Source organism: Pseudomonas sp. zfem004 (genome assembly GCF_032621715.1).
Classification (GTDB): domain Bacteria; phylum Pseudomonadota; class Gammaproteobacteria; order Pseudomonadales; family Pseudomonadaceae; genus Aquipseudomonas; species Aquipseudomonas sichuanensis.
In genome coordinates, this window is the sequence record NZ_JAVYJF010000021.1 from 26,931 (window position 1) to 51,968 (window position 25,038).

The following is a 25,038-nucleotide window of genomic DNA, read 5'->3' on the forward strand; positions in this document are numbered from 1 at the left end:
AACTTGACAGCCGGTCGACCATTCATCAAAATTGATCACAGGAACGCTATAGCTGGCTTGAGAAAGCCAAGCGCCACGTTGGAACAGGAGGTTTAGATGCCTAACGTATCGATCGCACTGATCAAGCAGAGCAACAGTAAGCTCGCTTCCAAGAAGGCCGTAACGGCGCGATCTTCCAAGCTGTCCAAAGCGAACATTAATGATCTGATGAAAGAGGCCTATGGCCGCTTGTCGCGCTGATTAGGGCTAATTTACCTTGTCAAGCACTTCAACGAGCAATATTTCTGATTTTTCTCAGACAACACCCAACCGAGACACCGACTCTGGCCCTTCGCGAGTTAACGCGAACCCACCAGAGTCGGTGTTTTCGTATGAGGGATCGCTCGACGTCTTCAAAGAGCTAGTCGAATCCCCTGATGACTTCTTGGGAATGCTCGCCTACTCGCTGTACAAACAGCACAAGATCGAATGGCTGCAGTCTCATCCACAAGACGATCACCAAGCATTCAAAAAGGTAGCGTGCACCTCGCTGCAGGTAGGGATGTACCGTAACCAAGCCGAGCAACTGGCTAAGAACTTCATCGACGTGTCCCTCGAAGCTCTCGGAGAAGAGATGCGGCAGAACATTCTGTCAGACGAGATCATGACCCGTGTCAATGCGATGCAGCCGGCTCTCTCCGCCGAAATTAAAGCAATCAAACCCACGAAGACTGAAGCTACCCTCGGCCACTTCAAGGGAGGCCTCGCTTCAGCGATAGTCGCACTTACGCTCTTCGCCGTTTTCAACCTCTACGGCAAATTCCAAAAAGAAGGTGGACTTGAGGGCGTCGTGCAAAATTGGCTCTCCAGCGATTCGACTGAGAGCGCCCCTAAACCCCCTGCTCCTACGCTGTCCCCAAAACCTACTTCTGGCCAGTAGATTTTGCTCCCCTGGCCGTGACGCTGCTATCGGTCACGGCTAACAGACCCCCTCCAAAAAAATCAACTCAAGCCTACTGCGCATTTACTGCTGCGCGGTCAACGACTGCCTGTCACCTTGGCCCCAATCACTACAGGGGGCCTCATGATCAGGCAGTTGACCACTCTCTCGCTCGCCGCACTCGTTGCCGGTTGTGCGATCCAGAAGGCTGAGCAGCCGCCAAAGCCGGCGTTCGACAGCAGCCGTAATCCGGAATGGCTTGCACCAGACCTCTATCCGAACGGAGCGAGTGCGGAGAAAGAGCCAGTGGTGCGGTATGGCCGCTACACCTTGGTGAGCACCCAGCCGGATGCGAGCCAGCGCGACCTCATGGCTCAGATCATCGACGTGACGATTCCGTCGAATATGACACCCAGCGTGCGGGACGCCATGCTCTACGTCGTGGACCGGTCGGGTTACGCCCTCTGCCCACCGAGCTCCCAGCACGTCAACATCCTGTACACCCGCCCTCTGCCCGCCGCCCAATATAAGCTCGGCCCGATGACTCTGCGCAACACCCTGCAAGTCCTCGCCGGTCCGGCCTGGCAAGTGAAGGTCGATGAGGTGAACCGTCAGGTGTGCTTCGTGCTGCGCCCAGGCTATCAGTTGCCAACCCCTTCCGCGCCGGCCAACCAGCTCTATGCCGAAAAGTCGCCTGCTCCATCCGTGACCCACCCAACAGCCCACGCTTCGACAGCAGGCGTTGTCGTCGCCGCGGTGCCAGCTTCGGCCCCGATCACCACCTCTTCATCCGCTGTAGCAGCACCTGCAACAGCGGCCCCCGCGCTCCCCCCAGTGGCACCTGCCAAGGATGGCTCTACTCCAGCTGCGTCACTTAGTGCTGCAGCCAAACCCTCGTCGTCACCCGTGACTCACGCATCCAGCGTTACCAGTCAGCTCGGGAAATCGACGTCTGCTGCACCAGTAGCCACCGTTGCAGCGCCTGCAGCGCCTGTGGTCGAGGTCAAGCCCGCACCGCCGCCCCGGCCGCTGCCTCAGATATGGACGGCCGAAGCTGGTTCAACCCTGCGCGAAAGCGTAGAGGCATGGGCCAAGAAAGCCCGGTGGCGAGTGATCTGGGCCCAGGAGGACCTCAACTACCCGATCGAGGCCCCGCTGCGCTTCGAAGGCTCGTTCCAGGAGGCCGTCAAGCAGTTGTTCCCGCTCTACGACAACGCCCCTCGATCCTTCGTGGTCGACGGTAGCGAAGGCTCCCAGAGCGTCTTGTACGTCGCTGAGAGGAAAAAGAAATGATCAAGTCTCCCTGGGCCCGCTGGGCGCTCACCCCGATTGCCGTCGCCATGCTGAGCAGCTGCGCTGTCCAGCGTGTCAACGAGTCTTTCGACCGTGCTGAGCTTGATGGGCGAACGGCCAGCCAATACGCCAAGTTCCTGCAGAACCAACAGCCGCAGCAGAACCGCGACACGGTCGTGTTCAGCAACAAGCCATGGGTCTCCACTGAGCCGCTGGTTACCCGGCGCGGGCTTCCGTTTAGCCTGGACCGTGACATTGCTTACCGGCCAGCGGGTGCCGTGTCGATTTCAGATGTGGCCCAGCTCATCACCAAGGAAACGGGGCTGCAGGTCATCGTCGCCCCTGACGCACTGAATCCCGGGATCCTCTCATCCAAGCCGAGTGGGGGTTCTGGAAGCGCTGCACGGGGACCAGCTCCCGCCTTACCCGATCCGGATAGCCTGGCTGGCCTTCTGCCAAACGGTATCGCAGGAGCAATGCCTGGCAACGCGAGTTCATTTGACCTGGGCCTCAGCAGTGGCGGCTTGATCTCCGGTCTGAACTACACCGGCAAAACCTCAGGGCTGCTGAACCAGGTCACATCCCGACTGGGGCTGTCGTGGCACTACGACCGCGACCTGCAGGGCGTGCGTATCACCTACTTTGACACCCGCACCTTTGACGTCTGGACGTTCGGTGATGAGTTGGAGATCGAGAGCATCGTCAAGTCCGGACTACTTACGTCGACCGGTAGTGGTGACTCGGGTTCATCGAGCTCATCAGGGGGCGCCTCCGGCGAGTCGGGTAGCAACCAGAGCACCAAGTCGACCTACAAGACCTCGCTGATGAGCGACATTGAGAGCAACGTCAAGGCCATGCTCAGCGTGCAGCCGCTGGGCCGCCTGTATCTGTCGCGCTCGACCGGGACGCTCACCGTCAGCGACCGGCCGGAAGTCCTGAACCGAATCTCTGCCTACCTGAAAGACACCAACCGCAGCATCACCCGCCAGGTGCTGTTCAACGTCAAGGTCTACGAGGTGAACTTCACCGACAGCGACCAGACCGCTGTCAACTGGAGCGCGGTATACAAGTCCATCTCTGGGAAGTGGGGCTTCGGCCTGACCAACACCGTGGCCGGGATCAGCACTGAAGCAATCTCGGCAAGCGGCAGCATCCTCGACACCTCCAGCTCCCCATGGGCTGGTTCCAAGGCTGTGGTCCAGGCGCTTTCCGAGCAGGGTCGCGTATCCGAAGTACGTTCGCCATCGGTGACCACGCTGAACCTGCAGCCGGCACCGATCCAGATCGGCAACGTTCAAAGCTACGTTGCATCCAGCTCGACCACCACCACCGCATCGGTGGGCTCAAGCACGTCACTGACTCCGGCGACCATTACCAGCGGCTTCAACATGATGCTGCTGCCCAAGCTCTTGGACAAAGAAAACATGCTGCTGATGATCACACTCAGCATCAGCAGCAAGCCGATTTTCAAAGACTTCGAGAGCAACGACTCCAAGGTCCAGACCACCGACTACGACACCAAGAACGTAGCGCCAAAGGTTCGACTGCGCAGCGGCGAAACACTGATCCTCACTGGTTTCGATGAGAACGGGGACGATGCCCGCAAGTCCGGGGTCGGGAGTGCCAGCTTCTTCGGTCTGGGTGGCGGCCGGACCCGCTCAACCACGCACAGCGCCCTGGTAGTGCTGGTGACGCCGATTGTCCTCCCGGACAGCCTGTGATGCCGACGCACATGAACACGGATACTCCGAAACCCTCCAGCCGGGTGCAGACCATCCAGGTGCGCGGGCGCGTTTTCGTAACAGGCATGCTCTGGACGCCCCTGGGCAACATGACCTCCTACATGAAGGAGGCGCGGCAATACGGCCACGAACACGGCCTGGACATCGTCGCGATCCGCAGGACGTCGCTGATGATTCAGGCGGGCTTTGTGTCCCGCTCCTCCGATGTCCACAAAGGCATGTACTCGCTGGCGGCGACCCTGGCAGGCCAGCTCGGTGACTCCTGGATCGCCGCCTGGGCCGTCGACGCGGACCAGGACCGTTATGCCATCGTCGCGGTACACGACGGCAGAATCATCCCGGGTTGCGACCTGATCGGCACGGCAGCAGAAGTCCGCAAACGCGTGTTGCAGCAGCGTGGTCGCGGGATCCAGTTCGAACAAGAATTTCTCCCGACCGAGTTCGGCATGGGTGGCGAGCTCATCGACATCGACGAGCTGCTCCAGCCGTCCCGGCTCAAGCGTGAGTATCGGCTACGTCCGCTCGTGCTCGGCATGTCCAAATCTGAACTGGCTCAGCTGCTCCTTGTGGCTTTGCTGATTGGGGGTGGCTTGCTGGGCTGGTCGCAATGGAAAGCACACCAGGCCGAGGTCGCGCGCCAAGCTGCCATCGCGGCCGAGAAGAAGCGCCTCGAGGAGCTGGCAGAGCTGCAGAAGCAAACAGGGACAGAGCAACCTCTTCAGGCGCTGGAACACCCCTGGGCGAAACAACCCTCGGTCACCGACTTCGTCGAAGCCTGCAGCCAGGTGGTTTACCAGTTGCCCCTGAAAATCGAAGGATGGTCCTTCAACCAGGCAGTGTGCAACTGGGACCAGGTCATCGCGAACTACCAACGGACGGGCAACAGCACCGCGCACGACCTGGCCGGTGCTGTCACCAACAATGTCACTGCGGCCCCGGAAATCATCGAGCAGGGCAACGTCGGCAAGCTGAAGTTCGACCTCTCTCTCAATGCCGCTGGCGATGATCCCCTGGTCGATGCCAATGACGCTCTCAACGCCTTGACCAGCTGGTTCCACGGTTTCTCTCAAGAGCCCCAACTGCAGCAGATGCAGGTCGTCACGCCTCAAGAGCCAGCCCTACCTGGCCAGCCCGCACCACCGCCGCCGCCGCCGCCTCAGTGGAAGCAGTACCAACTGTCCTACACCTCCGGCGTTCTGCCTTACGACTCCTTCAACGGGGCCCCGACCCAGGGACTGCGCCTGCAGGAGATCAAGACTGAAATCAAGGCCGACCACCTCATTTGGTCGATCACAGGAGTCCTGTATGCCAAATAACCTCCGCCTGATGTTCCTGTCGCTGTGGCTGCCCATCCTCAGCGCGCCGGCTGTTGCTTCAGATCTCGCCGGCATCAACGTCGGCGAGCTCGGCAAGGTGCAGAGCGAAACCATCCTGTTCAAGGCAAAGGCAGAGCGGACAAAGGCCGAGCGCGAAGCGACTGCCACGGCACCCAGCGCAACGCCACCCATGGACGCCTTCCCAGCTGCCGGGTTTCAACCCGCCCTCGCCGTAACCGCACCTGGGCCACGCCAGCCGGCATTGCCGATGGTGAAAGAAATCAGCGGCTCCGGACAAAAGCTGCGGGCAAGCCTGATTTACAGCGGTGGCGGCGAGATCGATGCGAAGCCCGGTAGCGAGTTGCCGGACGGTTTTCGTGTCCTGCAAATCACGCTGGATGGAGTTGTCCTGGGCAAGGGTGGCAAGCGATTTCCGCTGGGGTTCGGTAGCCGAGCCGGGATGCTTCAACCGCAAACGAGCCTGCCTGGGCTGAATCCTGGACAACTTTGAGGAGCGTCGACCATGAACGACCTAACCACTGAACCAGCCGGCCTTGAGCCCGCCGAATCTCCTCTTGCAGCATTGCCAGTAGCGTTATTGACCGCGCCAGGTGGCCCACACCCGATCAAGGATGATCTGCGCCAGGTCCTGGCCATGACCGCCGATGGGAAGCTGCACGTCTCTCCACAGCACGTCAGCGATCACTACGTCATGTCCTTCATGGATCAGCTGGAACACAAGGGCATCGAATTTCAGGTCGTCTCGGCCTCGATGACCGAGATCAAGGCGCTGTATCAGGCCTCGGCGTCCACTGGCATGAAAGCACTGGTCGAGACACAGCGCCAAGCTCAGGTCGTGGAGATCATGGGTGACGCCCACCGCCGCGGTGCCAGTGATATTCACATCGTCGTTTCGCACGATGTTACCCGGATCAAGTACCGGCTTTTCGGTGTTCTGCAGGAGGTCCGCCAAGAGAAGAGCGACGTGGGCCGTGAATTCTGCGCTGCGCTGTACAACAGCATGTGCGATGTCTCAGCCGACTACTACCAACCGCACATCGCCCAGGACGCCCGGGTTAGTCGCAAGTTTGTCGATCAGCTTGGCCTTTATGGGGCGCGGGTCGCAACTCGGCCGCTGGTGGACGGCCCGCTGATGGTCATGCGTCTGCTGTACGACGACACGTCCAAGCAAAGTTTCGAAGAGCTGGGGTTCCTGCCTCAGCAGATCGGCCATTTCAAACGGCTGCGAAGCCTTCCTTACGGGCTGAACCTCATCTCCGGCCCGACAGGTTCCGGTAAGTCGAAGACCCTGCAGGTCAACCTGAACGCGTTATATGACGAGACCGGCGGCTCCAGGCACATCCTTACGCTCGAGCATCCTCCGGAGTATCCGCTCAAAGCCAACCAGTCGCCGATCTACGCCGGTGAGACCTGGGGGGATGGCATTACCAACGCGGTACGCCTCGACCCCGATGTCCTCATGTACGGCGAGCTGCGCGACCTGGCGTCGGCCCAGGCTGCTTATACGGGAGCCATGACCGGTCACCAGAGCTGGTCAACCCTGCACACCAACAACGCGATCGCTTCCATCCAACGCCTGGTTGATATGGGCGTAGCTGATTACCTGGTCACCGACCCGCTGCTGACTACGGGCATCGTGAACCAGTCATTGGTGCCAGTTCTCTGCCCCGCCTGCCGCATCCCGCTGAGGGAACATACCCACGGCATCAGCAGCGATCTGTTCGCCCGGCTGGAGCAACTGCAGATCGTCGACCAAGTCAACCTGATGGGTGAAGGCTGCCGCCACTGCAAGAGCCTCGGCGTGGTCGATCGGACCGTCATCGCCGAGACGCTGCTGACCAACGTAAGGCTCATGGACACGTTCACCAAACGCGGCGCAAGCGCGGCGCGCAGGTACTGGGTCAACGAGATGGGCGGCATCACCAAGATCACCCACGCAATCATGAAGATCACCGAGGGTACCGTGGACCCGCGCGATGCCGAGCTCTTCGCCGGTCCACTCGACTTCGACAAACAGCTGATGGAGCAAATCGATGCTTGAGCTGCTCCGAGACTTCTGGACAGGCGTTCGGGAAGCCGCCCAGGCCTGGGAGGTGACCTTCTATGCCAAGCAGTTCGGGAAGAACGAGAGGATCCAGTTCTACGAGAGCCTCATGGGCGTGATCGAGGACGGAATCGCGATCGAAGTAGCACTGGAAACCGTTGCCAAGGCGTTCAGCAACGACGGCAAGACAATGCATCCCGTGTCGGTCATTTGCGGTCAGGTGGCCATGCTGGTGCGCGGCGGTAAGTCCCTGGCCGATGCCTGCCGGAGCCACCTGCCTTACGACGAAGCCTCGCTGGTCGAAACCGGCGAGAAGACCGGCAACCTGACAGACGCGTTTCGTGACTGTGTCCGGCTCATCGAGGCGCGCCAACGCATTGCCCGCCTGGTCATTTCCGTCGTAGCGCTGCCCTCGATCACCTGGAGCCTGATGGGGGCTCTGCTGTACGTCATCGCAACCTGGATGGTGCCGTCGATGGCTCAGCGCCAAAACCCCGAGCTGTGGACCGGCATCCCCGGCATCCTGTACGCACTATCCAACCTGGTCACGCATTACGGACTGCTGATCGTCGCTGTCGTGCTGACCCTGATCGTGGCGTCATTCGTGACCCTTCCCTACTTCTGTGGGTTGCAGGTAAGACCGAATAGCCCGGTATGGAAAACACAGCTCAGCCTCTTCCTGCAGACCATGAGGATGCGGCTCGAAGGCATCCCCCCTTGGTCGATTTACAAGGTCCTCCACGGCTCGATTTTCCTGCTGAACATGTCCGTGATGCTCCGTGCCGGCGTGGGCCAACTGAACGCCCTCAGCATCCTCAGCCGCAGTGCCTCTCCGTGGCTTCGGGAGAGGATCGACGCCATCAACTACGGCGTCAGCTCAGGTAAGGACTTCGGCACCGCGCTCAAGTTAGCCGGGCATCAGTTTCCCGACCCGATGGCCATTCACTTCCTACAAGTCTTGGCCACCCGACAAAGCTTTGCCGTCTCGATGGAGCGCTTTGCCAACCGGTGGCTCGAGCAGATGCTCAAACGCGTGGAAACGGCCTCCAAGTCACTTACAGCGCTATCCGCAGTGATCATGGGCCTGCTCATGATCTTCGTGATGGTCGGCATCTTCCAGCTCGCCATCGGCCTGATGGACTCCATACAACACTAAGTACCCAGCCCAGAGGCAACCCATGACACTTTCAACTCCGAAAAACCAACGCGGCTTTTTGTCCATCGATGGCGTGATGTGGATCATGCTCATCACCATCGCTTTGGGCTTCATCGCCTGGATTGGCTACAAGATGCTCGGCAGCTCCGATGCCGCCGTTGAGCAAAGCAACATCACCACCATCATCACCAACGCTAAAAAGCTCAAGGGGTCGACTGGCTACGGCACGTCGGGGACCAACCTCGTCCCTTCGCTGATCGCAATTGACGGCACCGGCTCCATGGGCGTCTCGGGCACCACCCTGACAAACCAATGGAACGGTGCTGTCACCCTGGTAAGCAACGGCATGACCTTCACCCTCACCGAGTCCAATGTGCCCAAGGCCTCCTGCATCACGCTGACGACGAAGATCGCTAAAGACAAGCAGACCACCACCTCGATCAACGGGGGCTCGGCAACTGCCGGCGAGGTACTTCCCGCCTCCGCTACAACAAGCTGCTCCAACGACATGAACTCGATTTCCTGGACCACCTACTGAAGGCTGCCGGTGTGAGCTTGATTGCAGATGCTGACTTCGTGGACCTCTACCTTGGCCACGACTTTGCCGATGTGAAGGGGCTGGCCGGACAGCCCCGGAAGGCCGCAGTCCCATCCGAATGGCAGACCGAGATCGAGGACCTCAGAAGACAGTGCTTGCATCAGTTCGAGACGACACGCGAGCCCGAGTTCGCTCTGGTACTGGAGGAGCGCGTGCTCCTGCGTGTGACGTACATCCTCGATGTCTTCACCAAGCCGTTTTTTGTACTGAACCGCTCACGAGCGACCATCATTCCTCTCGAGGATCTTGGGCTGCCGGACCATATCTACGAGTGCTTGCTCGCAGAGGAAACCAGGGGATTGGTGTACTTCGCCGGTGAGATGGGCACCGGCAAGACCAGCAGTGCGGCCTCGGCGGTCAAGGCACGCCTGACATCACGCGGCGGCCTTGGCCTGACGGTAGAGGATCCGCCAGAAACGCTCCTGCAGGGCGAACATGGCGCTGGGCGCTGCATCCAGTTGCCGGTTTCACGCGTCCAGGGCGGCTACTCAGAAACGCTGATACGCGCGCTCCGTACCCGCGCCGACCTCATCCTGGTCGGCGAAGTGCGGGACGCCGCCACCGCCGCTGAAGTCATTAAGGCCTCGATCAACGGCCATCTCATCTTCTCCACGGGGCACGGCGGCAGCATCGGAAGCGCCATCCAGCGTCTAGCGGTGCTCGCTGAGCCCATCATGCCGAATGCCATGGAGGTGCTCTCACAGGGGCTCACGGCGGTAATTCACCAAACCCTCCTGCGTCCTGATCACGCACAGCCGCGGCTCACACTCCAGACCCTGTTGCTCACCCAAGATGACGCTCCATCCATCCGCGAGAAGCTGCGCAGTGGCCATCTTCAAATGCTCGAGCAAGACATCGTCACCCAATCGAACAGGAGTCTCTGGCATGGCCAGTAAACGCCAGCAAGCTGGCTTCTTCACCATTGACGCGCTGTTCGGCCTGATCGCGTTGGGCATAATGCTCTCCCTCGCAGGCTGGTGGATGTTCAGCTACGGCAACCAGCAGGACTACCGGATTGCAGCCGAACACCAGAGGACCGTCGCCGACGCTTTCTCCAAGTACCTGAAAGACAACTACGCCGTGGTGCTCACCAACGCCGGCCCGACCACGCCGGTCCAGGTCACCGTGGACATGCTGCAGAACACCAAATACCTGCCGGCAGGCTTCAGCTCGACCAATGGCTTCGGCCAGACCGTTGTTGGCTTGGCCAGGCGCCTGAGCGCCAACCAGCTGGAGGCCATTGCGGTCACCACCGGCGGCCAGGTCATCCCCGAACTGGGCATTCGCACCATCGCTGAGCACCTGGGCGCCCCAGGTGGTTTCGTTTCCGTGCTCAAGCCCGGAGTGATCCAGGGCGTTCGTGGAGGTTGGGAGGTCGCACTGAGCAACTACGGCATCAACCCTGGGCCGGGCCATACCGCGAGCGCGCTGTTCCTCATGGATGGTGATCTGGCCAATGATTACCTCTACCGCAATGCGGTGCCAGGTCATCCGGAATACAACCGGATGAACACCGACATCGACATGGGCGGGAATGATATTAACAACGCGCGCAACATCACTGCCACGAACGATATCACTAGCAAGGATGGTTGGTTCAAGAGTCAGAATGATACAGGCTGGATCAACGAAAAATGGGGCGGAGGCCTTTACCAGTCCGATGCAGAGTGGGTTCGCGTTTATAACGACAAAGGGCTAACTGCCGGCAAAGTCTTTTCTCCTGGAACCATCTCATCCACCGGAAGACTGACAACCAACGAATACCTTTCAATCGGTGGCCGAGGTGCGGAAGGAGGTGCCTGCAGCGATCTGACCCTCATGGCGAAGACCACAACCGGAATGCTCCTTTCCTGCGAAAATTATAAATGGACAGCGGCCAAAGCTAAATTTCCGGAATATATAACTGGTTCCTGTCAATCACCTGGTGGCTGGGCATCGACCCAGTGCTACCTCGCCGATTTGTCGTGGGTAACCTGCAACTTATCAGGTGCGAATGCCGTGGGTCAGGACGAGGTAGGCCGCGTCATCCGTCAATCAAACGGTTGGTACTTGATCACTTCGCGTTTGTCTTGGGCAGGCCTCTTCTACTGGCAGTGCCAGCGATAAGACACTACGTATTCATTGGGGCTAAGACGAATGAAAGACCATTTAGAAGACAATACGCAGTACACCCTTGATCAACTGGTGACCTGGTTCTCCGCGCGCAGCAGGATTTGCAGCACCGAGCTTTGGCCGATGGTACTCAAGGGCAAAGGAGTCTTTGAGGTGGGTGACTACACATACAAACTCACCCACATTAAAGATGACATCTACTTGCTACATGCAGCTGAATCCAGCAGCCTTATAAACACCCGCAAGGCATTTCGGGTCACAATGAAGTACGTCCTAATTATGATCTTAGCAGCAGCTATGACGATCACCGTGCGCCTCTTGGCCAATACATAAAAACATTGCGCAGAGCTCGACGAAATGTATATCTATTGGTTAGTGCTGGTGATGCTTCTCGGCGCTTCTGCCCTCTTTTCCCAGACGCAGTACAACGAACAGTCCGCATCCGAGCAAGCCACCCTCGACGCGATCAGTCGAAGCATGTTGGTCTATCGCTCGGCCGCAGCGGAGTATGCGCATGCCAATCCTGGCTTTGTTGGAGCCCCTCCGGAGGCTGCCCTCAATCTGCCAGCCTGGTACAGCAAGCAGAGCGGGATCACCGCCTATGTCGCGTCGGGGGTGTCCTACACCTACATCACCGGCCCGATCCCCGCCGGCTTGCCAGCTGCGCTCACCGCACGAACTGAATCCACGACCGTGGGTGTGAAACGAGCTGGCCTGCTGTACTCACCGAAGGGGGGGGACATGGCCATCCCGGTTCCCGCGCCGGTGCCAGAGGGCGCGGTCGTTGCCGTCTACTGAGGCTTGCCGCCCTAATTAACCTCTAGCGCCTTGCATACCTGCCCTGCTACGACCCATAATGACATCAGTATTTGGTTTAACCCCGCTGGCTACTGACGGTCATCAGTAGCGCCCAGGTGTTGTGGTTCGCCTCAATACCAAACCGTAAGCACGCTATAGCTCCGGGAAGGGCGTGCGGATCTGGTTGAATACTCTCCCTGTGTCTCCCTGCTCTCTCTAGTTGCGCAGCCGTCTAACTCGTGATGAACGAGTCCACAGGCACATAGAGTTTCAAGAGGTTCGGTGCTTCTTTGCTCCAAGGGTCACATTGGTAATGTGACCCCTCTCTTTCCCCTCCCTTTGGGTAGCCTGATGGACTTGTCGAAGGTCCATCAGGCTACCCAATGGGTACTCTCCCCTTGCCGGTGGCCCGCCGGCGACAAGCCGGGCTCCTTTTGTGCGCGGATGCGTGCCTCATGTTTGCTGGCCAAAGCCACGAGAATGGCCGGGTGATGAAACGAGACGATCAATGCCCAGGGATCGACGATTTCGACACAGGTGGCTCCTTCAACATTTTTTCAAGATACGGCGGAAGCAGCTTTAGACCGCTACTTCCGCCGGCTTTCTCCCTCTCCCTCATCCCTTCCATTCCCCCTCCCGCTTGACACAACTCCCCCCCGCTCCGATGATTAGGTCGTGATCTGCTGACGTTGTCGGCAACATGCCCCATGCAGCTCGGATCCGTAATGCTGCAGCACGCCGTTTGTGCGATCCGCCAAGCCCAAGGTCGTTTAGCTTCTGGTAGCACGACCGATCGACCTCCGTCGATAGAAGCTCATTCCGCAAACCCAGCGGGGAATACACTTCCCCGACAGGGCCTGTGTTTCTCCGCATTTCATAATCGCAGGAGAAACACCATGACCGCACTGTCCGCACCTTCGACTTCGACCGGCTTTCGTTTTGGTTACGCGCTCGGCACCCTCACCCGTGAGTTCCTGCGCGCCATGAAACGTCCAGCCCCAGTAGTCCCAGCACATGTTCGGCCTGTGGTACAACTCGCGAACATAGCACCCACCCGCAGCGACTGGGATGAGCTTTGCCGCATTCCAACCCTCGCACGCCGCGGCGTTGATCTGAACCAGTGGTTCGAAAACAACACCAAAGCGGTACCACCGACCAAGCGCCGTACCCGTCAGCGCAAGCCGACCTCTCGCACTGCACAAGCGCTGCGCATGGGTCCGCTTGATGACCTCATAGCTCCGATCGCATCGATCTAACCCTTCTCCCACCTCACCCTGTGCCAGGCACCCCACCTGGCAAGGTGAGGGCCTGGCGATCAAAGGAACGCCATGGCATCAAAAAAACGCGCTGCTGTAGCAGACGACCTTCGCAAGATCGGTACGACTGCTGTTGCCGCCGCCCTCGTGGGTATCTTCCTCAGCACTAGCCGTCTCCTGACTGCTTTCGCCCTCGTGGTAGGTGTTGTAATCTGGATCACAGGCATCTACCTCACCCCGGAGGAATGACATGAGCCAAACCACATTCGGCATCCTCATGTTCACCGCCCTGCTGTTCATCTGTGTCGGCATGGCGGTATGGGCTGATTGGCCCAACATCAAACGTCGGTGCCAGAAGATCCTTCGTGCACACTGACGATCGTTTCCCCAAACCCTCCTCTCGGAGGGTTTTTTTCATTGAGGGCTTGACAATGCGAGGCACCGTTTCCATCCTTGTGACCGTGAGCTGCTGACGTCGTCAGTAACCCAAGCCCGAGCAGTCATGATCTGAAAGACTGCTACACCTTCCGAGGTGTTGATCTCCCCAAAATCGCCAAGCTTCCGGAAGCGCGATTGATCAATCTCCTGATTGATGGAAGCCCAACCTACTTGCTACATCCCAACCCACGCGGGGAATACTTTCCCCCATGGGCGAAGTGTTTCTCCGCTTTCGCTATTGAAGATGGAGAATCACCATGAGCAACCAATCCAACGAAGCAAAATTCTTCGACCTGCACACCACTGGCATCGGCTACCTCAACCGTATCCGCACTGTCACTCCCCGCAAGGGAAAACCCTTCACCTGCGTCACTATTGCCGCTCTGCACGGTTCGACCGACAAGGCCGAGTATTCCTACATCGACTGCAATGTCGTCGGTGCCGAGGCAGAAGCGCTGGTCAACCGCTGCCAGAAGGCCGTCGATGAGAAAAAGAAGGTGCTGGTTTCCTTCAAAATCGGCGACATCTGGGCTGATGCATTCACTTTCGATAAAGGCGAGAAAGCCGGCAAACCAGGCGCAAGCCTCAAGGGTCGCTTGCTGTTCATCGGCTGGATCAAGGTGGACAAAAAACTGGTTTACGAGGCCAAGCCGAAAGGCGCTGACCAACAAGCCAGTAACCAGCATCCCGCCGGCGCTGACCATGTTGTTGATCAGGCTCAACCTGAAGCAGCTCAATCTGCCCCCCAGGCCCAACCTGAAGCAGTTCAACCCGCTCCCCAGGCTCAACCTGAAGCAGTTCAACCTGCTCTCCAGGCCCAACCTGAAGCAGTTCAACTCGCTCCCCAGGCCCAACCTGAAGCAGTTCAACCCGCTCCCCAGGCTCAACCTGAAGCAGTTCAACCTGCTCTCCAGGCTCAACCTGATACAGTTCAACTCGCTGACCAGGCTCAATTCGGTTCCGGTCACGATGTTGCTGAGCAGGCCAACCAGGCTGCTTAACCCCCTTCAAGGCGCCCTCTGGGCGCCTTTGTTCATTGCCAGGAGGCAATCATGAAAACTCTGTTCGCTTTGAACCTGATGCTCCTCATCACCGCCATCGTCCTGGGCGATATCGTTTTGGGCGCCTGCGCCTTTATCGGTTTTTGTGGTTTCGCGACCGATCTCCTAAACCGCAAAGCCAGCGCGGTCCCGACTGTGCTGACCCACTGATCACTAACCTGATTTCTACCCGATAGGGGACGCCCATCCCCTCCGGGAGGCGTTTTCCTCACAAAGGACTTCGCCATGCCTTACTGCATCACTGTTGCTGGAACTATTCGGCAGTGCTTCCCTGACTTCGCTACAGCGCGCACAGATGTTTTGGTGCTACGGGACCAGGGCGAGAAACCTAGGTTGTACTACTCGACCTCGTTCGAGCGTTTGGGTTGCGAGATCGATGATAACGGTGCTCGAATCCCAGACTATACGGACATGGCATGGTGCGATTTCGCCAAGCTGCTCCCGCACTTCGCCTCATCCTGGTCGGTACCGGATGATGAGCTGTCAAACTCGACCTGTCGCCTTGTGGACGTCTTTGTGCTGTTCTGCGGGCACACCTACCACCTAGCAGACATGCACTACCGCCGGGGCCAGGAGCTTCCTGAATACCTTCGCGTAAAGACGTACATTCTTCGGGTCATACAGGGTCTTATGGACCCGAATGATCTGTAGCATTTCACTTAACCTTATCGGGTACATCACCCGAGCGGGCTGGTGTTCCTCAATGGAGAGACATCATGCTTCTACTGAGCTTCGAGCGAAACTTCGTACTCCTCTACGTACCAATTGAGTATCCCGACCTGGAAGGGTGTGTTTATTTCTCATCAGTTCTGTCGGCGTTTTTGTGGCTGGATGAGAATAAACCCCTGGTAATTAGCTGGGAATTGCGTGATGAACTAACCGACGGTATCGATTTTTGTATCGATGGGACGTATGCCATCGAGCTGTAATAACCAGACATCCTTCGGCTGCGCTTTTTTAAACCTTATCGGGTACATCACCCGAGCGGGTTGGTGACCCCCTCATCGGAGAATCACCATGTCCCAAGCCACCCAAGTCTTCAATGGCGTCATGTTCATCACCAATCCCTTCGAAAAACGAGTTGTCGGGGCTTTCATCCGTGTAGACATACTGGAGCGGCGGTTCGCAGACTCGATCAAAGCAAGCTCGAAACTCGCCCTGGATCGCTGTGGTCAATACTTCGAACTGTACGAGATGAGCCTGCTCACTACGCTGCGCGATCAATATGCAGCTCTCACCTTTCCTTACGATCAGTTGTTCAAACGTGAGGCAGAACGGCAAGGCTTCCAGCTCGATGATGAGCACTACCGCGCTGTACAGGAAGCTAGTTCCAACCTCTGGGAAGAGATCTACGAAGACATGATCTGACCCACCCTGTATCACCAGTCCTCCACCCCGAAGGGTATCCCTTCGGGGGGACTTTCAAAGCAGTCACCTGGCAACTGTGAGGCCTCTGCCTACAGCCTGGGAAACGAATTCCGTATTGGTTCACTGTCGTTGACAGTGCCTCCCGGAGCCAGGGTTTAAGGCTCCAGCGCGTTGCGCCAACCCACCCAAGATCGCCGAGCACTCGGCAGCGCGATCGCATCACCCAGTGATGGAGTGCCTTCTACATTACCTACCTGCGGGGATCTCATCCTCGCGGACGAGGCCTCGCTTTATCTGGAGACCTCATATGTCGTTTTCCCCCACCTCATCCGAGGCATACCTCACCCTTCCTGTAGTCCTGGACAACCCGGCTTGGATGCGGGCGGTCTATCTCGAAAACCCCATGCGGGTGGCCGAGATGAGCCAACGCCTCGCCACCGTCGTCCAAACGGCGTGGCAAGAGCTCAAGCAGCAGCCTCAGGCCACTGTTCTGTCCTTCGGTGTGTACACGAAGCGCCACACCGGCCGCGACCGTGACTGGGTCGCCCTCATGTTGCAAATCGTGACCCCCGAGGACGAGCCATCCTACATCCAGATCCAGCTGCAGCACGCTGCAGACCCCGCCTGACACAGCCATTTTTACTCACCCAGAGGGGTCACCCTCTGGGGTGGCTTCTCTCAACCAGGAGCACGCCACATGGCACAATCACCCAACCCCTTCCACATCGCTACCGGCGATCACCCTGTACCTCATCCCTGCTACAGCCAAGCGTTCGAGATCGCCTCGGCACACTTGCCCGAGGAGGACTGGGATGAGCTGCAGGCACTCGTAGAAACTGCTGATACAGCTCTGCTTCATTTCGAGTGCTTCACCCTGCCCGACAGTGACGCCATCGGTTTCAAACTTCTCAGTACGCCCTGGACCGACCAACATCTGGGACAGCACTGGGGGTACGACCTGTCGACACTTCAAGCTCTGCAAGCCGCCGAGGGTTTCAGCGAGGAGACCATCCGAGTGCTCACCCTTGCCGCGCAGGCTGAAGTGAGGTTCCTAGTCATCGACCCCAACAGCAACGTTCTCAACGGTCTGCCTCTTTTCGACTGCTGATCACCTTCCACCTCGCGGGGAGCACCCGCTGGTGTTCCCCATGCTTTACGGGGAGCGCACATGATCTCCATCACCGGCCAGCTGGCCATCCGCACCATCTCCGGTCGACTCGGGCTCTTCAACGTCGGCCGCCTCAGTACCTCGATCGGTGAGTTCACCATCAAGGATGCTCTCTGAACTGGCCTAATGATTTTGGACACCTTCATCGGGCGCTATGATGGCGCCCAATTGGAGGCAAAATCAGTGCGTAAATCTTATTCAAGAGAATACAAAGTCCAAGCTGCCGAAATGGTTCTGGATGGTGGCCAGTCAGTTCCCGAGGGCCTACCGCGCTTCGTCGCTGGGTTGAACAGGTGCGACAAGAAAGAGCGGGCAAGGTGCCGGCTGGGGCCAAAGCGGTCACGCCGGAGCAGCAGCGAATTGAAGAGCTCGAAGCGCTGGTCCGTCAGAAGGATCGGGACATCGAAATCCTAAAAAAAGCCAGTGCTCTCCTGCTTCGGGACTCCAAAGATCGTTCTCGCTGATCAACGAGCTGAGTGAGCAATACCCTGTTGTCGACTGCTGTCGCGTGCTTGGGGTCAAGCGCAGCAGTTTCTACGCGTGGCGCAAGCGGCAAGGGCGTGAAAACCCTGGCAGAGATGCGCTGCGCCGGCTGGTAGTCGACCATTTCAAGGCATCACGAAATGCCTCTGGCTCACGAACGCTCGTGCAGGAGCTGCGTCGTGAAGGCCACAAAGTCGGGCGATACAAAGTGCGTGCGTTGATGCGCGAAGCGGGCCTGCAGTGCAAGCAGCGCAGGCCGCACCGCTATCGGTCATCGGGTGCGGAAGCCTTGATTGCAGAGAATCAGCTGAAGCGAAACTTCAAAGTTTCGACGATCAATGAGGTGTGGTGTGGCGACGTGACTTACATCCAGGTTGGCAGACGTTGGCTGTATTTGGCCGCAGTAATCGACCTGTACGCACGCCGAGTTGTGGGCTGGGCGTTTTCWATGACTGCSGATGCCAGGTTGGCYTGYGAYGCGYTRCGYATGGCATCCGAGTCCAGAGGCAAGCCTGCGGGTGTGATGTTTCATTCAGACCAAGGCTGTCAGTACACCAGCCATAAATTCAGGGCAGCACTTGAAGAGTACAGCCTGAACCAGAGCATGAGTAATCGAGGGCAATGCTGGGACAACGCGGCCATGGAGCGATTCTTCGGCGCATTGAAATCAGAATGGGTGCCGGCAGAGGGTTACGAGACCGAAGCGCAGGCACGAGTGGACATCCAGGCTTATCTGATGCGCTACAACCTCAAGCGCCTCCACAGCTACAACGGCTATGAAACGCCAGTAGCCATGGAGGAAAAGCTCAAGGCAGCGGCATAAACCTTAACCGGTGTCCAAAATTACTTGACCAGTTCAGCTTGCCGGCGATAGGGCCCGAATAAACAATACATAAACAACAGCCAGGCTCAGATATACGCATTGCTGCTCTTGATCTGCTCTTGATCTGCTCTTGATCTGCTCTTGATCTGCTCTTGATCTGCTCTTGATCTGCTCTTGATCTGCTCTTGATCTGCTCTTGATCTGCTCTGGATCTGCTCTTGATCTGCTTTTGATCTTGCTTCTAAGCGCGCGATAGTCCAGGCAACACAGATTGCGACTTCAGGAGGCCGAGTGGAGGTGACTGGAGGGCCCAGGTGCGCAGCACCCTTCGGCGTAGCCGAAGGCGCGAGATGTAGACTTGCGTAGCAAGTGGAGCGCAGCGCAGGGGCCGTATGATGGAGCGGGCGGCTTTGCCTACTTTGGCCAAGACCAAAGTAGGCCGCCGTAAGGGCGGAAAGGTGACTATGCGTCGCCATCGCCAATGAATGCGCATACATCTATCAAAACAACCACTCTGAAAGCCGAAGCCGAAGCCGAAGCCGAAGCCGAAGCCGAAGCCGAAGCCGAAGCCGAAGCCGAAGCCGAAGCCGAAGCCAAAAACCTCACCCCCCCTCCCGCACCATCTCCAAAAACGTCGCCACCACCCGCCGCGTCCGCTGCTCGCTCAAACACACCAACGTCTCCGTCAAATGCCGCTGACAATCGACAATCGGCAACGCACAAACCCGCGCATCAGCCCCAAACTCCGCCGCCGAAACCACCCCAACCCCAATCCCCACCACCACCGCCTCCCGCGCCGCCTCACGCCCCTCCACCTGGATCGCCGAACGAATCCGCAACCCCGCCCGCTGCATTTCCTCCTCCAGCGTCTGCCGCGTCACCGATCCAGGTTCACGCAGCACCAATGGCGTGTCATCCAGGTCCGCCAGGCTGATCGCCCCCCGGCTGGCCCATGGGTGTTGATGCGACACGAACGCCACCATCGGGTCACGCCGCATCGGCACGCAAAACAGCCGCTCATCGTCGACATCACGCCCCAGCAAGGCCAGGTCAGCCTGGTAGCTGAACAGCCGGGCCAGCGACTCGTCGGTATTGCCCGTCTCGATCTTCACCTGGATACCCGGGTAGCGCTGGCAGAAGCGGGCGATCTGCGGCAGCACATGCACCGGCGCATCCACCGCCAGCGTCAGGCTGCCGGTGTGCAGGGCGCGCGAGTCCTGCAGCAACTCGACGGCCTCGGCCTCGCAGGCGAACAGACGCTGGGTCACCCCCAGCAGGCGCTCGCCCAGATCGGTCAGCTGCACCGAACGCTTGTTGCGCTGGAACAGCAGCACACCGTAACGCTCCTCCAGCTTACGTACCTGGTCGGAGACCGCCGGCTGGGTCAGGAACAGCTTCTGCGCCGCGCGGGTGAAACTGCCCTGTTCGGCGACCGCATGAAAGGCTTTGAGTTGAGCATGGGAAACCGACATCGAGCACTCCGCTTACAAGCTGGGCTTATGAGTGAAATACGATAAATCGATTTTATTTATCAGTCAGCAGCTGTTTCCATGTGTTTCAACCCGACGCCATCGCCACAAGCGGTGGCGTCGGGCCATGGCCTCGCGCCGGTCACGCCAGACCGCTGCCGCCATCTGACCAAGTGACGTCCCTCCGTCACGCAGTGCGCACCACAACAACAAGACAGGCGTTTCTTCACATTCTGCCGGCACACTCACGCAAGAGGTCAGAGTCAAATGAATCAATCCCTGGGCGCCATCAAGCGTTGGCGCATGCAGATCTTCGCGATCACCTGGCTGGCCTACGCCGCCTTCTACTTCACCCGCAAAGCCTTCTCGGTGGCCAAGCTCGGCATCGGCGAAGACCCGACCTTCATGCTCGACAAGGCCGCCATGGCCAACCTCGACGCCATCTACCTGGCCGCCTACGCCGTGGGCCAGTTCACCTGGGGCATGCTCGCCGACCGCTTCGGGCCGCGTGTGGTGGTGCTCGGCGGGCTGCTGATCTCGGCGGCAGCGGCGGTGGTGATGGGCAGCTACGCGACCTTCCCGATCTTCGCCACCTGCATGCTGATCCAGGGCCTTGCGCAGTCCACCGGCTGGGCCGGGCTGTGCAAGAACATCGGCAGCTTCTTCCCGGCCTCCCAGCGTGGGCGGGTGCTGGGGTTGTGGAGCTCGTGCTACGCCTTTGGCGGCCTGGTGGCTTCGCCGTTCGCCGGCTGGTGGGCCTATACCCTGGTCGGCACCTGGCACGCGGCGTTCTTCTCCAGCGCCGCGGTGGTGGCACTGGTGGCCGTGCTGTTCTTCATCTTCCAGCGCAACAAGCCCGAAGACGTCGGCCTGCCGGCGGTGGAGCCGGAGCCGCAAAGCATGGCGCCGGGTGGCAACCTGTGCAGCGTCTGGGCGCCGCTGCGCGAGATCCTGCGCAACCGCACGGTGCTCACCCTCGGCCTGGCCTACTTCATGTTGAAGCCGGCGCGCTACGCCATCCTGCTGTGGGGCCCGGTGATCGTCTTCGAGCAGATGCCCTCGGTGGGCAAGGTCGGCGCGGCGATCATCCCCACCGCCTTCGAGCTGGCCGGGTTGCTTGGCCCGATCATCATCGGCCTGGCCTCGGACAAGCTGTTCGGTGCCCGGCGCATGCCGGCCTGCGTGATCAGCCTGCTGCTGCTGACCATGGCCCTGGCCGGTTTCATGGCGGCCATGCATAGCGGCAGCGTGGTGCTGGTGGTGGCCTTGCTGTTCGTCATGGGCCTGACCCTGTATGGCCCCGACTCGATGATCAGCGGCGCGGCGGCCATCGACTTCGGTACGGCCAAGGCCGGCGCCACCGCAGCGGGCTTCGTCAACGGCTGCGGTTCGGTGGGCGCGGTGCTCGGCGGCCTGCTGCCGGGGTATTTCGACAGCGTCACGGTGTTCATCGTCTTCGCCGGCACCGCGCTGTTCTCCGCCCTGGTGTTGATCCCGCACTGGAACAGCCGCCCGGCCAGCGCCACTGCGGCCAATGACGTAGCCCCCAACACCAGCATGGCAATCAAACCACTGCGTACTTGAAGGAAAGCAAAGCGATGAGACCGTTCTGGCTGCAACAGGCGCTGGACCAGGAAGACGAGGCCCTCTGCCCACCCTTGCAGGGCGACGCACGTTGCGATGTGTGCATCGTCGGCGGCGGCTACACCGGGCTGTGGACCGCGTTGATGATCAAGGAGCAGGCGCCGCAGCTGGATGTGCTGCTGATCGAGGCGGATATCTGCGGTGCCGGGGCCAGCGGGCGCAACGGTGGTTGTGCGCTGTCCTGGTCGGCCAAGTACTTTACCCTGGAGCGTCTGTTCGGGGTGCAGGAGGCGGTGCGCCTGGTCAGCGAGTCGGAGCGCAGCATCGCGGCCATCGGCGCGTTCTGCGCCGACAACGGCATCCGCTGCGATTTCCGCATGGACGGCACCCTGTACACCGCCACCAACCCGGCCCAGGTCGGTGGCACCGACGCGGTGATCGCGGCGCTGGAACGGCGCGGTATCAACTCGTTCCAGCGCCTCGAGCTTGCGCAGTTGCAGCGCCTGGCGGGCTCCGAGCGCCACCTGGAGGGCTGGTACTCACCAGCCGCCGCCACCGTGCAGCCCGGGCGACTGGTGCGCGGCCTGCGCCGGGTCGCCCTGCAGCGCGGCGTGCGCATCCATGAGGGCACGGCGATGACCAGGCTTGAGCACGGGGCTCCGGCGCAGGTGCGTACCCGCACCGGCACCATCCGTGCCGACCGCGTGGTCCTGGGCCTCAACGCCTGGATGGCGCGGGCCTTCCCGCAGTTCGAGCGCAGCGTGGCGATCGTTTCCAGTGACATGGTGATCACCGAGCCGTGCCCGGAACTGTTGCGCCAGATCGGCCTGGACAGCGGCGTCAGCGTGCTCGACTCGCGAATCTTCGTGCACTACTACCACAACACGTCCGATGGTCGGCTGATGCTCGGCAAGGGTGGCAATACCTTCGCCTATGGCGGGCGCATGTTGCCGGTGTTCGACCAGCCATCGCCTTACCAGCCGCTGTTGCGCGAGAGCCTGGCCGATTTCTTCCCGGCCCTGGCCGAGGTGCCGCTAGCGGCGAGCTGGAACGGGCCGTCGGATCGCTCGGTCACCGGCTTGCCGTTCTTTGGCCGGCTCGACGGGCAGGGCAACGTGTTCTATGGATTCGGCTATTCGGGCAGCGGGGTAGGGCCGTGCCACATGGGCGGGCAGATACTGTCGTCGCTGGCCCTGGGCCTGGACAACCCCTGGACCCGCTCGCCGCTGGTCAAAGGGCCGCTGGGGCAGTTCCCGCCGGAGCCGATTCGCTACCTGGGCTCGCTGATGGTGCGCAATGCCATCCGGCGCAAGGAGCACGCCGAGGATCGCGGCGCCAGGCCGCGGCGGCTGGATGTGCGGCTGGCCAAATTCGCCGCGGCGGCGGGCAAGGCCGACAAAGGCTAACCCAGGGCAGGGCCCTTCGCGGGCACTGTGGGAGCGGGTTTACCCGCGAAGAAGCTGATGCGATTTCTTGTCGATCCGCAGCGTTTGGGCGTATAAACTCTCCCCACTTTTGGCCGGTCGCTTCCTGAACCGGCCCTTGAAACAAGAGAGTTGAAATGGGCGCACAGTGGAAAGCCAAGCATAGAGAGACCGCGGCCAACGCCAAGGGCAAGATCATGGGCAAGCTGGCCAAGGAGATCCAGATCGCCGCCAAATCCGGCGCCGACCCGGACATGAACCCGCGCCTGCGCCTGGCCATCGTCCAGGCCAAGAAAGCCTCGATGACCCGTGAGACCCTGGAGCGCGCGATCAAGAAAGGCGCAGGCCTGGACGGCGAGGCCGTGCAGTACCATGCGGTCAGCTACGAAGGCTTCGCCCCGCACCAGGTGCCGTTGATCGTCGAGTGCCTGACCGACAACGTCAACCGTACCGTGGCGCAGATCCGCGTGCTGTTCCGCAAGGGCCAGCTGGGTGCCAGCGGCTCGGTGGCCTGGGACTTCAACCACGTAGGCCTGATCGAGGCCACCCCGGAAGGTGACGCCGATCCGGAAATGGCCGCCATCGAAGCCGGCGCCCAGGACTTCGAAGAGGGCGAGGAAGAAGGTTCGACCCTGTTCATCACCGACACCACCGACCTCGACGCCGTGCAAAAGGCCCTGCCTGAGCAAGGTTTCACCGTCACTTCGGCGAAGATCGGCTACACCCCGAAGAACCCGGTAAGCGCCGCCAGCCTGAGCGCCGAAGCGCTGGCCGAGGTAGAAGCCTTCCTCGAAGCGATCGACGAGAACGAAGACGTGCAGAACGTCTATGTCGGCCTGACTGACTGAGCCGGATGACGCCATCGCGGGGCAAGCCCGCTCCCACGGTTGATTCGTGGGAGCGGGCTTGCCCCGCGATTCTTTTCGGACAGCTAGCATATGCACCCCACCTTCGCCTCCCTCAGCCTCGCCCACCTGCGCACCCTCGACTGCCTCCTGCAGCTGAAAAACCTCAGCCACGCCGCCGAGCGCCTGGGCTGCAGCCAGCCCGCCCTAAGCCGCCAGCTGGCCCACCTGCGCGAAGCCTTCGACGACCCGCTGCTGGTGCGCCAGGGCCGTGGCTACGTGCTCAGCGAGCACGCCGAGGCGCTGGTGGAGCCGCTGCGCCAGGTGCTCGAAGAACTCAATGCCCTGCGCCAGCCGGCGGCCTTCGACCCGGCCCGCTGCGAGCGCCGCTTCTGCCTGGCAGCCTCGGACTACGTGGCCGAGCACATGCTGCCGCAGTTGGTGGCGGCGCTCGAGCTTGAGGCGCCGGGGGTGTCGCTGGAGTACCGCACCTGGCAGGCCGGGCAATACGCCTTGCTCGCCAGTGGCGAGATCGACCTGGCCACCACGCTGTTCGACGAGTCGCCGCCCAACCTTCACGGCCGACTGCTCGGCGAGGACCGCGCGGTGTGCCTGATGCGCCATGATCACCCGCTCACCCGGCAGGCCGCACTGAGCCAGGACGACTACCTGGCCTGCAAGCACGTGCGGGTCTCCGGCGGCGGCGACAAGGACAGCTTCATCGACCGCCACCTGCGCGCCCAGGGCCTGCAGCGGCGGATCAGCCTGGAAGTGCCGTTCTTCAGTGCCATGGTGCCGGTGATCGGCAATGGCCAGGCGCTGGCCACGGTGCCCGAGCACATCGCCCGCCAGCTGGCCCGCCTGCATGGGCTGGCCTGGCGACCGTTGGGCTTCGTCGAGCATACCCAGCGCTACTGGGTGGTGTGGCACCAGCGCCTGCAGGCCTCGGCCGAACACCGTTGGCTGCGCAACCGGGTGTTCGAGCTGTGGCGCCAGTCGCAGTTCGGCGTGCAGGGCGGGCATGCGCCTTTGCCATAGGAGCTATGCGCGAAGCGGGGTTATTCGGCTGGTGGTGAGCGCCTAGACTGGTGGCCATTGTGTTGCCTGTACCGGCGCCATC

At 60.3% G+C, this 25,038-nt stretch carries 26 protein-coding genes and 2 pseudogenes; 27 read left to right on the forward strand and 1 reads right to left on the reverse strand.

Features of this window, described 5'->3' with window-relative positions; translation table 11 throughout:
* Positions 1–96 precede the first annotated feature (96 nt).
* From RTH46_RS20655 to RTH46_RS20765, 23 genes and pseudogenes are all read left to right on the forward strand, one after another.
* Positions 97–240: a hypothetical protein gene (locus tag RTH46_RS20655; protein WP_178113771.1), complete on the forward strand. Its 144-nt coding sequence runs from the start codon at positions 97–99 to the stop codon at positions 238–240.
* 190 nt (positions 241–430) lie between these two features.
* Positions 431–919: a hypothetical protein gene (locus RTH46_RS20660; protein ID WP_316906482.1), complete on the forward strand. Its 489-nt coding sequence runs from the start codon at positions 431–433 to the stop codon at positions 917–919.
* Between the two features lie 144 nt (positions 920–1,063).
* Positions 1,064–2,212: a TcpQ domain-containing protein gene (locus RTH46_RS20665; protein WP_316906483.1), complete on the forward strand. Its 1,149-nt coding sequence runs from the start codon at positions 1,064–1,066 to the stop codon at positions 2,210–2,212.
* Positions 2,209–3,933, forward strand: coding sequence for a PilN family type IVB pilus formation outer membrane protein (locus tag RTH46_RS20670; protein WP_316906484.1), 1,725 nt, complete (start codon positions 2,209–2,211; stop codon positions 3,931–3,933). Before RTH46_RS20665 ends, RTH46_RS20670 begins: the two co-directional genes overlap by 4 nt.
* A complete protein-coding gene (gene pilO2, locus RTH46_RS20675) occupies positions 3,933–5,270 on the forward strand; it encodes a type 4b pilus protein PilO2 (protein ID WP_316906485.1) in 1,338 nt (445 codons plus the stop codon). The genes RTH46_RS20670 and pilO2 overlap by 1 nt, the downstream gene beginning before the upstream one ends.
* Complete coding sequence (pilP, locus tag RTH46_RS20680; protein ID WP_316906486.1) at positions 5,260–5,781, forward strand: type IV pilus biogenesis protein PilP; 522 nt, start codon at positions 5,260–5,262, stop codon at positions 5,779–5,781. The genes pilO2 and pilP overlap by 11 nt, the downstream gene beginning before the upstream one ends.
* Before the next feature lie 12 nt (positions 5,782–5,793).
* A complete protein-coding gene (locus RTH46_RS20685) occupies positions 5,794–7,332 on the forward strand; it encodes a GspE/PulE family protein (RefSeq protein WP_316906487.1) in 1,539 nt (512 codons plus the stop codon).
* Entirely contained in the window at positions 7,325–8,491 is a 1,167-nt protein-coding gene (locus tag RTH46_RS20690; protein WP_316906488.1) for a type II secretion system F family protein, read from the forward strand. The genes RTH46_RS20685 and RTH46_RS20690 overlap by 8 nt, the downstream gene beginning before the upstream one ends.
* Before the next feature lie 22 nt (positions 8,492–8,513).
* Positions 8,514–9,029 (forward strand): type 4 pilus major pilin, encoded by a 516-nt coding sequence (locus tag RTH46_RS20695; RefSeq protein ID WP_316906489.1) that lies wholly within the window; start codon positions 8,514–8,516, stop codon positions 9,027–9,029.
* Positions 9,030–9,040: 11 nt separating this feature from the next.
* Positions 9,041–9,985, forward strand: coding sequence for an ATPase, T2SS/T4P/T4SS family (locus RTH46_RS20700; protein WP_316906490.1), 945 nt, complete (start codon positions 9,041–9,043; stop codon positions 9,983–9,985).
* The gene (gene pilV / locus RTH46_RS20705) at positions 9,975–11,195 is read left to right on the forward strand and encodes a shufflon system plasmid conjugative transfer pilus tip adhesin PilV (protein WP_316906491.1); all 1,221 of its coding nucleotides are present in this window, start codon (positions 9,975–9,977) and stop codon (positions 11,193–11,195) included. The genes RTH46_RS20700 and pilV overlap by 11 nt, the downstream gene beginning before the upstream one ends.
* 30 nt (positions 11,196–11,225) lie before the next feature.
* Positions 11,226–11,534, forward strand: a complete 309-nt coding sequence (locus tag RTH46_RS20710; protein WP_316906492.1) for a hypothetical protein — start codon at positions 11,226–11,228, stop codon at positions 11,532–11,534.
* Positions 11,535–11,558: 24 nt separating this feature from the next.
* Positions 11,559–11,999, forward strand: a complete 441-nt coding sequence (gene pilM / locus RTH46_RS20715) for a type IV pilus biogenesis protein PilM (RefSeq protein WP_316906493.1) — start codon at positions 11,559–11,561, stop codon at positions 11,997–11,999.
* Positions 12,000–12,895: 896 nt separating this feature from the next.
* Positions 12,896–13,255 carry a hypothetical protein gene (locus RTH46_RS20720; protein WP_316906494.1) on the forward strand — a complete coding sequence of 120 codons (360 nt, stop codon included), beginning with the start codon at positions 12,896–12,898 and terminating at the stop codon, positions 13,253–13,255.
* A 250-nt stretch (positions 13,256–13,505) separates the two neighbouring features.
* The gene (locus tag RTH46_RS20725; RefSeq protein ID WP_316906495.1) at positions 13,506–13,631 is read left to right on the forward strand and encodes a hypothetical protein; all 126 of its coding nucleotides are present in this window, start codon (positions 13,506–13,508) and stop codon (positions 13,629–13,631) included.
* Positions 13,632–13,950: 319 nt separating this feature from the next.
* Positions 13,951–14,353: pseudogene (locus RTH46_RS20730) on the forward strand (STY4534 family ICE replication protein); the annotation flags it as partial.
* 392 nt (positions 14,354–14,745) lie between these two features.
* Positions 14,746–14,904 (forward strand): hypothetical protein, encoded by a 159-nt coding sequence (locus RTH46_RS20735; RefSeq protein ID WP_316906496.1) that lies wholly within the window; start codon positions 14,746–14,748, stop codon positions 14,902–14,904.
* Positions 14,905–15,470: 566 nt separating this feature from the next.
* Positions 15,471–15,683 (forward strand): hypothetical protein, encoded by a 213-nt coding sequence (locus RTH46_RS20740; protein WP_316906497.1) that lies wholly within the window; start codon positions 15,471–15,473, stop codon positions 15,681–15,683.
* Positions 15,684–15,771: 88 nt separating this feature from the next.
* On the forward strand, positions 15,772–16,122 hold the full coding sequence (locus RTH46_RS20745; protein WP_316906498.1) for a hypothetical protein: 351 nt from the start codon (positions 15,772–15,774) through the stop codon (positions 16,120–16,122).
* Between the two features lie 307 nt (positions 16,123–16,429).
* Complete coding sequence (locus tag RTH46_RS20750; protein WP_316906499.1) at positions 16,430–16,750, forward strand: hypothetical protein; 321 nt, start codon at positions 16,430–16,432, stop codon at positions 16,748–16,750.
* 69 nt (positions 16,751–16,819) lie between these two features.
* The gene (locus tag RTH46_RS20755; RefSeq protein ID WP_316906500.1) at positions 16,820–17,230 is read left to right on the forward strand and encodes a hypothetical protein; all 411 of its coding nucleotides are present in this window, start codon (positions 16,820–16,822) and stop codon (positions 17,228–17,230) included.
* Between the two features lie 60 nt (positions 17,231–17,290).
* Positions 17,291–17,404: pseudogene (locus RTH46_RS20760) on the forward strand (DUF3275 family protein); the annotation flags it as partial.
* Positions 17,405–17,762: 358 nt separating this feature from the next.
* Positions 17,763–18,596: an IS3 family transposase gene (locus tag RTH46_RS20765; RefSeq protein WP_410478588.1), complete on the forward strand. Its 834-nt coding sequence runs from the start codon at positions 17,763–17,765 to the stop codon at positions 18,594–18,596.
* Positions 18,597–19,198: 602 nt separating this feature from the next.
* On the opposite strand, the gene RTH46_RS20770 is transcribed toward RTH46_RS20765, so the two are convergent.
* On the reverse strand, positions 19,199–20,068 hold the full coding sequence (locus RTH46_RS20770) for a LysR substrate-binding domain-containing protein (protein ID WP_279847500.1): 870 nt from the start codon (positions 20,066–20,068) through the stop codon (positions 19,199–19,201).
* A gap of 264 nt (positions 20,069–20,332) precedes the next feature.
* On the opposite strand from RTH46_RS20770, the gene RTH46_RS20775 reads away from it, so the two are divergent.
* From RTH46_RS20775 to RTH46_RS20790, 4 genes are all read left to right on the forward strand, one after another.
* Positions 20,333–21,649, forward strand: a complete 1,317-nt coding sequence (locus RTH46_RS20775) for an MFS transporter (protein ID WP_153788925.1) — start codon at positions 20,333–20,335, stop codon at positions 21,647–21,649.
* Positions 21,650–21,663: 14 nt separating this feature from the next.
* Complete coding sequence (locus tag RTH46_RS20780) at positions 21,664–23,055, forward strand: FAD-dependent oxidoreductase (RefSeq protein WP_316906501.1); 1,392 nt, start codon at positions 21,664–21,666, stop codon at positions 23,053–23,055.
* 155 nt (positions 23,056–23,210) lie between these two features.
* Positions 23,211–23,921 carry a YebC/PmpR family DNA-binding transcriptional regulator gene (locus tag RTH46_RS20785; protein WP_153788927.1) on the forward strand — a complete coding sequence of 237 codons (711 nt, stop codon included), beginning with the start codon at positions 23,211–23,213 and terminating at the stop codon, positions 23,919–23,921.
* Between the two features lie 90 nt (positions 23,922–24,011).
* Entirely contained in the window at positions 24,012–24,956 is a 945-nt protein-coding gene (locus RTH46_RS20790; RefSeq protein ID WP_153788928.1) for a LysR family transcriptional regulator, read from the forward strand.
* Positions 24,957–25,038: the final 82 nt, after the last annotated feature.

What these genes read in the sequence shown, in the direction of transcription:
- RTH46_RS20655 (WP_178113771.1), top strand. Translation starts at nt 97, where the DNA reads ATGCCTAACGTATCGATCGCACTGATCAAGCAGAGCAACAGTAAGCTC.
- RTH46_RS20660 (WP_316906482.1), top strand. Translation starts at nt 431, where the DNA reads ATGCTCGCCTACTCGCTGTACAAACAGCACAAGATCGAATGGCTGCAG.
- RTH46_RS20665 (WP_316906483.1), top strand. Translation starts at nt 1,064, where the DNA reads ATGATCAGGCAGTTGACCACTCTCTCGCTCGCCGCACTCGTTGCCGGT.
- RTH46_RS20670 (WP_316906484.1), top strand. Translation starts at nt 2,209, where the DNA reads ATGATCAAGTCTCCCTGGGCCCGCTGGGCGCTCACCCCGATTGCCGTC.
- pilO2 (WP_316906485.1), top strand. Translation starts at nt 3,933, where the DNA reads ATGCCGACGCACATGAACACGGATACTCCGAAACCCTCCAGCCGGGTG.
- pilP (WP_316906486.1), top strand. Translation starts at nt 5,260, where the DNA reads ATGCCAAATAACCTCCGCCTGATGTTCCTGTCGCTGTGGCTGCCCATC.
- RTH46_RS20685 (WP_316906487.1), top strand. Translation starts at nt 5,794, where the DNA reads ATGAACGACCTAACCACTGAACCAGCCGGCCTTGAGCCCGCCGAATCT.
- RTH46_RS20690 (WP_316906488.1), top strand. Translation starts at nt 7,325, where the DNA reads ATGCTTGAGCTGCTCCGAGACTTCTGGACAGGCGTTCGGGAAGCCGCC.
- RTH46_RS20695 (WP_316906489.1), top strand. Translation starts at nt 8,514, where the DNA reads ATGACACTTTCAACTCCGAAAAACCAACGCGGCTTTTTGTCCATCGAT.
- pilV (WP_316906491.1), top strand. Translation starts at nt 9,975, where the DNA reads ATGGCCAGTAAACGCCAGCAAGCTGGCTTCTTCACCATTGACGCGCTG.
- RTH46_RS20710 (WP_316906492.1), top strand. Translation starts at nt 11,226, where the DNA reads ATGAAAGACCATTTAGAAGACAATACGCAGTACACCCTTGATCAACTG.
- pilM (WP_316906493.1), top strand. Translation starts at nt 11,559, where the DNA reads ATGTATATCTATTGGTTAGTGCTGGTGATGCTTCTCGGCGCTTCTGCC.
- RTH46_RS20720 (WP_316906494.1), top strand. Translation starts at nt 12,896, where the DNA reads ATGACCGCACTGTCCGCACCTTCGACTTCGACCGGCTTTCGTTTTGGT.
- RTH46_RS20725 (WP_316906495.1), top strand. Translation starts at nt 13,506, where the DNA reads ATGAGCCAAACCACATTCGGCATCCTCATGTTCACCGCCCTGCTGTTC.
- RTH46_RS20735 (WP_316906496.1), top strand. Translation starts at nt 14,746, where the DNA reads ATGAAAACTCTGTTCGCTTTGAACCTGATGCTCCTCATCACCGCCATC.
- RTH46_RS20740 (WP_316906497.1), top strand. Translation starts at nt 15,471, where the DNA reads ATGCTTCTACTGAGCTTCGAGCGAAACTTCGTACTCCTCTACGTACCA.
- RTH46_RS20745 (WP_316906498.1), top strand. Translation starts at nt 15,772, where the DNA reads ATGTCCCAAGCCACCCAAGTCTTCAATGGCGTCATGTTCATCACCAAT.
- RTH46_RS20750 (WP_316906499.1), top strand. Translation starts at nt 16,430, where the DNA reads ATGTCGTTTTCCCCCACCTCATCCGAGGCATACCTCACCCTTCCTGTA.
- RTH46_RS20755 (WP_316906500.1), top strand. Translation starts at nt 16,820, where the DNA reads ATGGCACAATCACCCAACCCCTTCCACATCGCTACCGGCGATCACCCT.
- RTH46_RS20770 (WP_279847500.1), bottom strand. Translation starts at nt 20,068, where the DNA reads ATGTCGGTTTCCCATGCTCAACTCAAAGCCTTTCATGCGGTCGCCGAA.
- RTH46_RS20775 (WP_153788925.1), top strand. Translation starts at nt 20,333, where the DNA reads ATGAATCAATCCCTGGGCGCCATCAAGCGTTGGCGCATGCAGATCTTC.
- RTH46_RS20780 (WP_316906501.1), top strand. Translation starts at nt 21,664, where the DNA reads ATGAGACCGTTCTGGCTGCAACAGGCGCTGGACCAGGAAGACGAGGCC.
- RTH46_RS20785 (WP_153788927.1), top strand. Translation starts at nt 23,211, where the DNA reads ATGGGCGCACAGTGGAAAGCCAAGCATAGAGAGACCGCGGCCAACGCC.
- RTH46_RS20790 (WP_153788928.1), top strand. Translation starts at nt 24,012, where the DNA reads ATGCACCCCACCTTCGCCTCCCTCAGCCTCGCCCACCTGCGCACCCTC.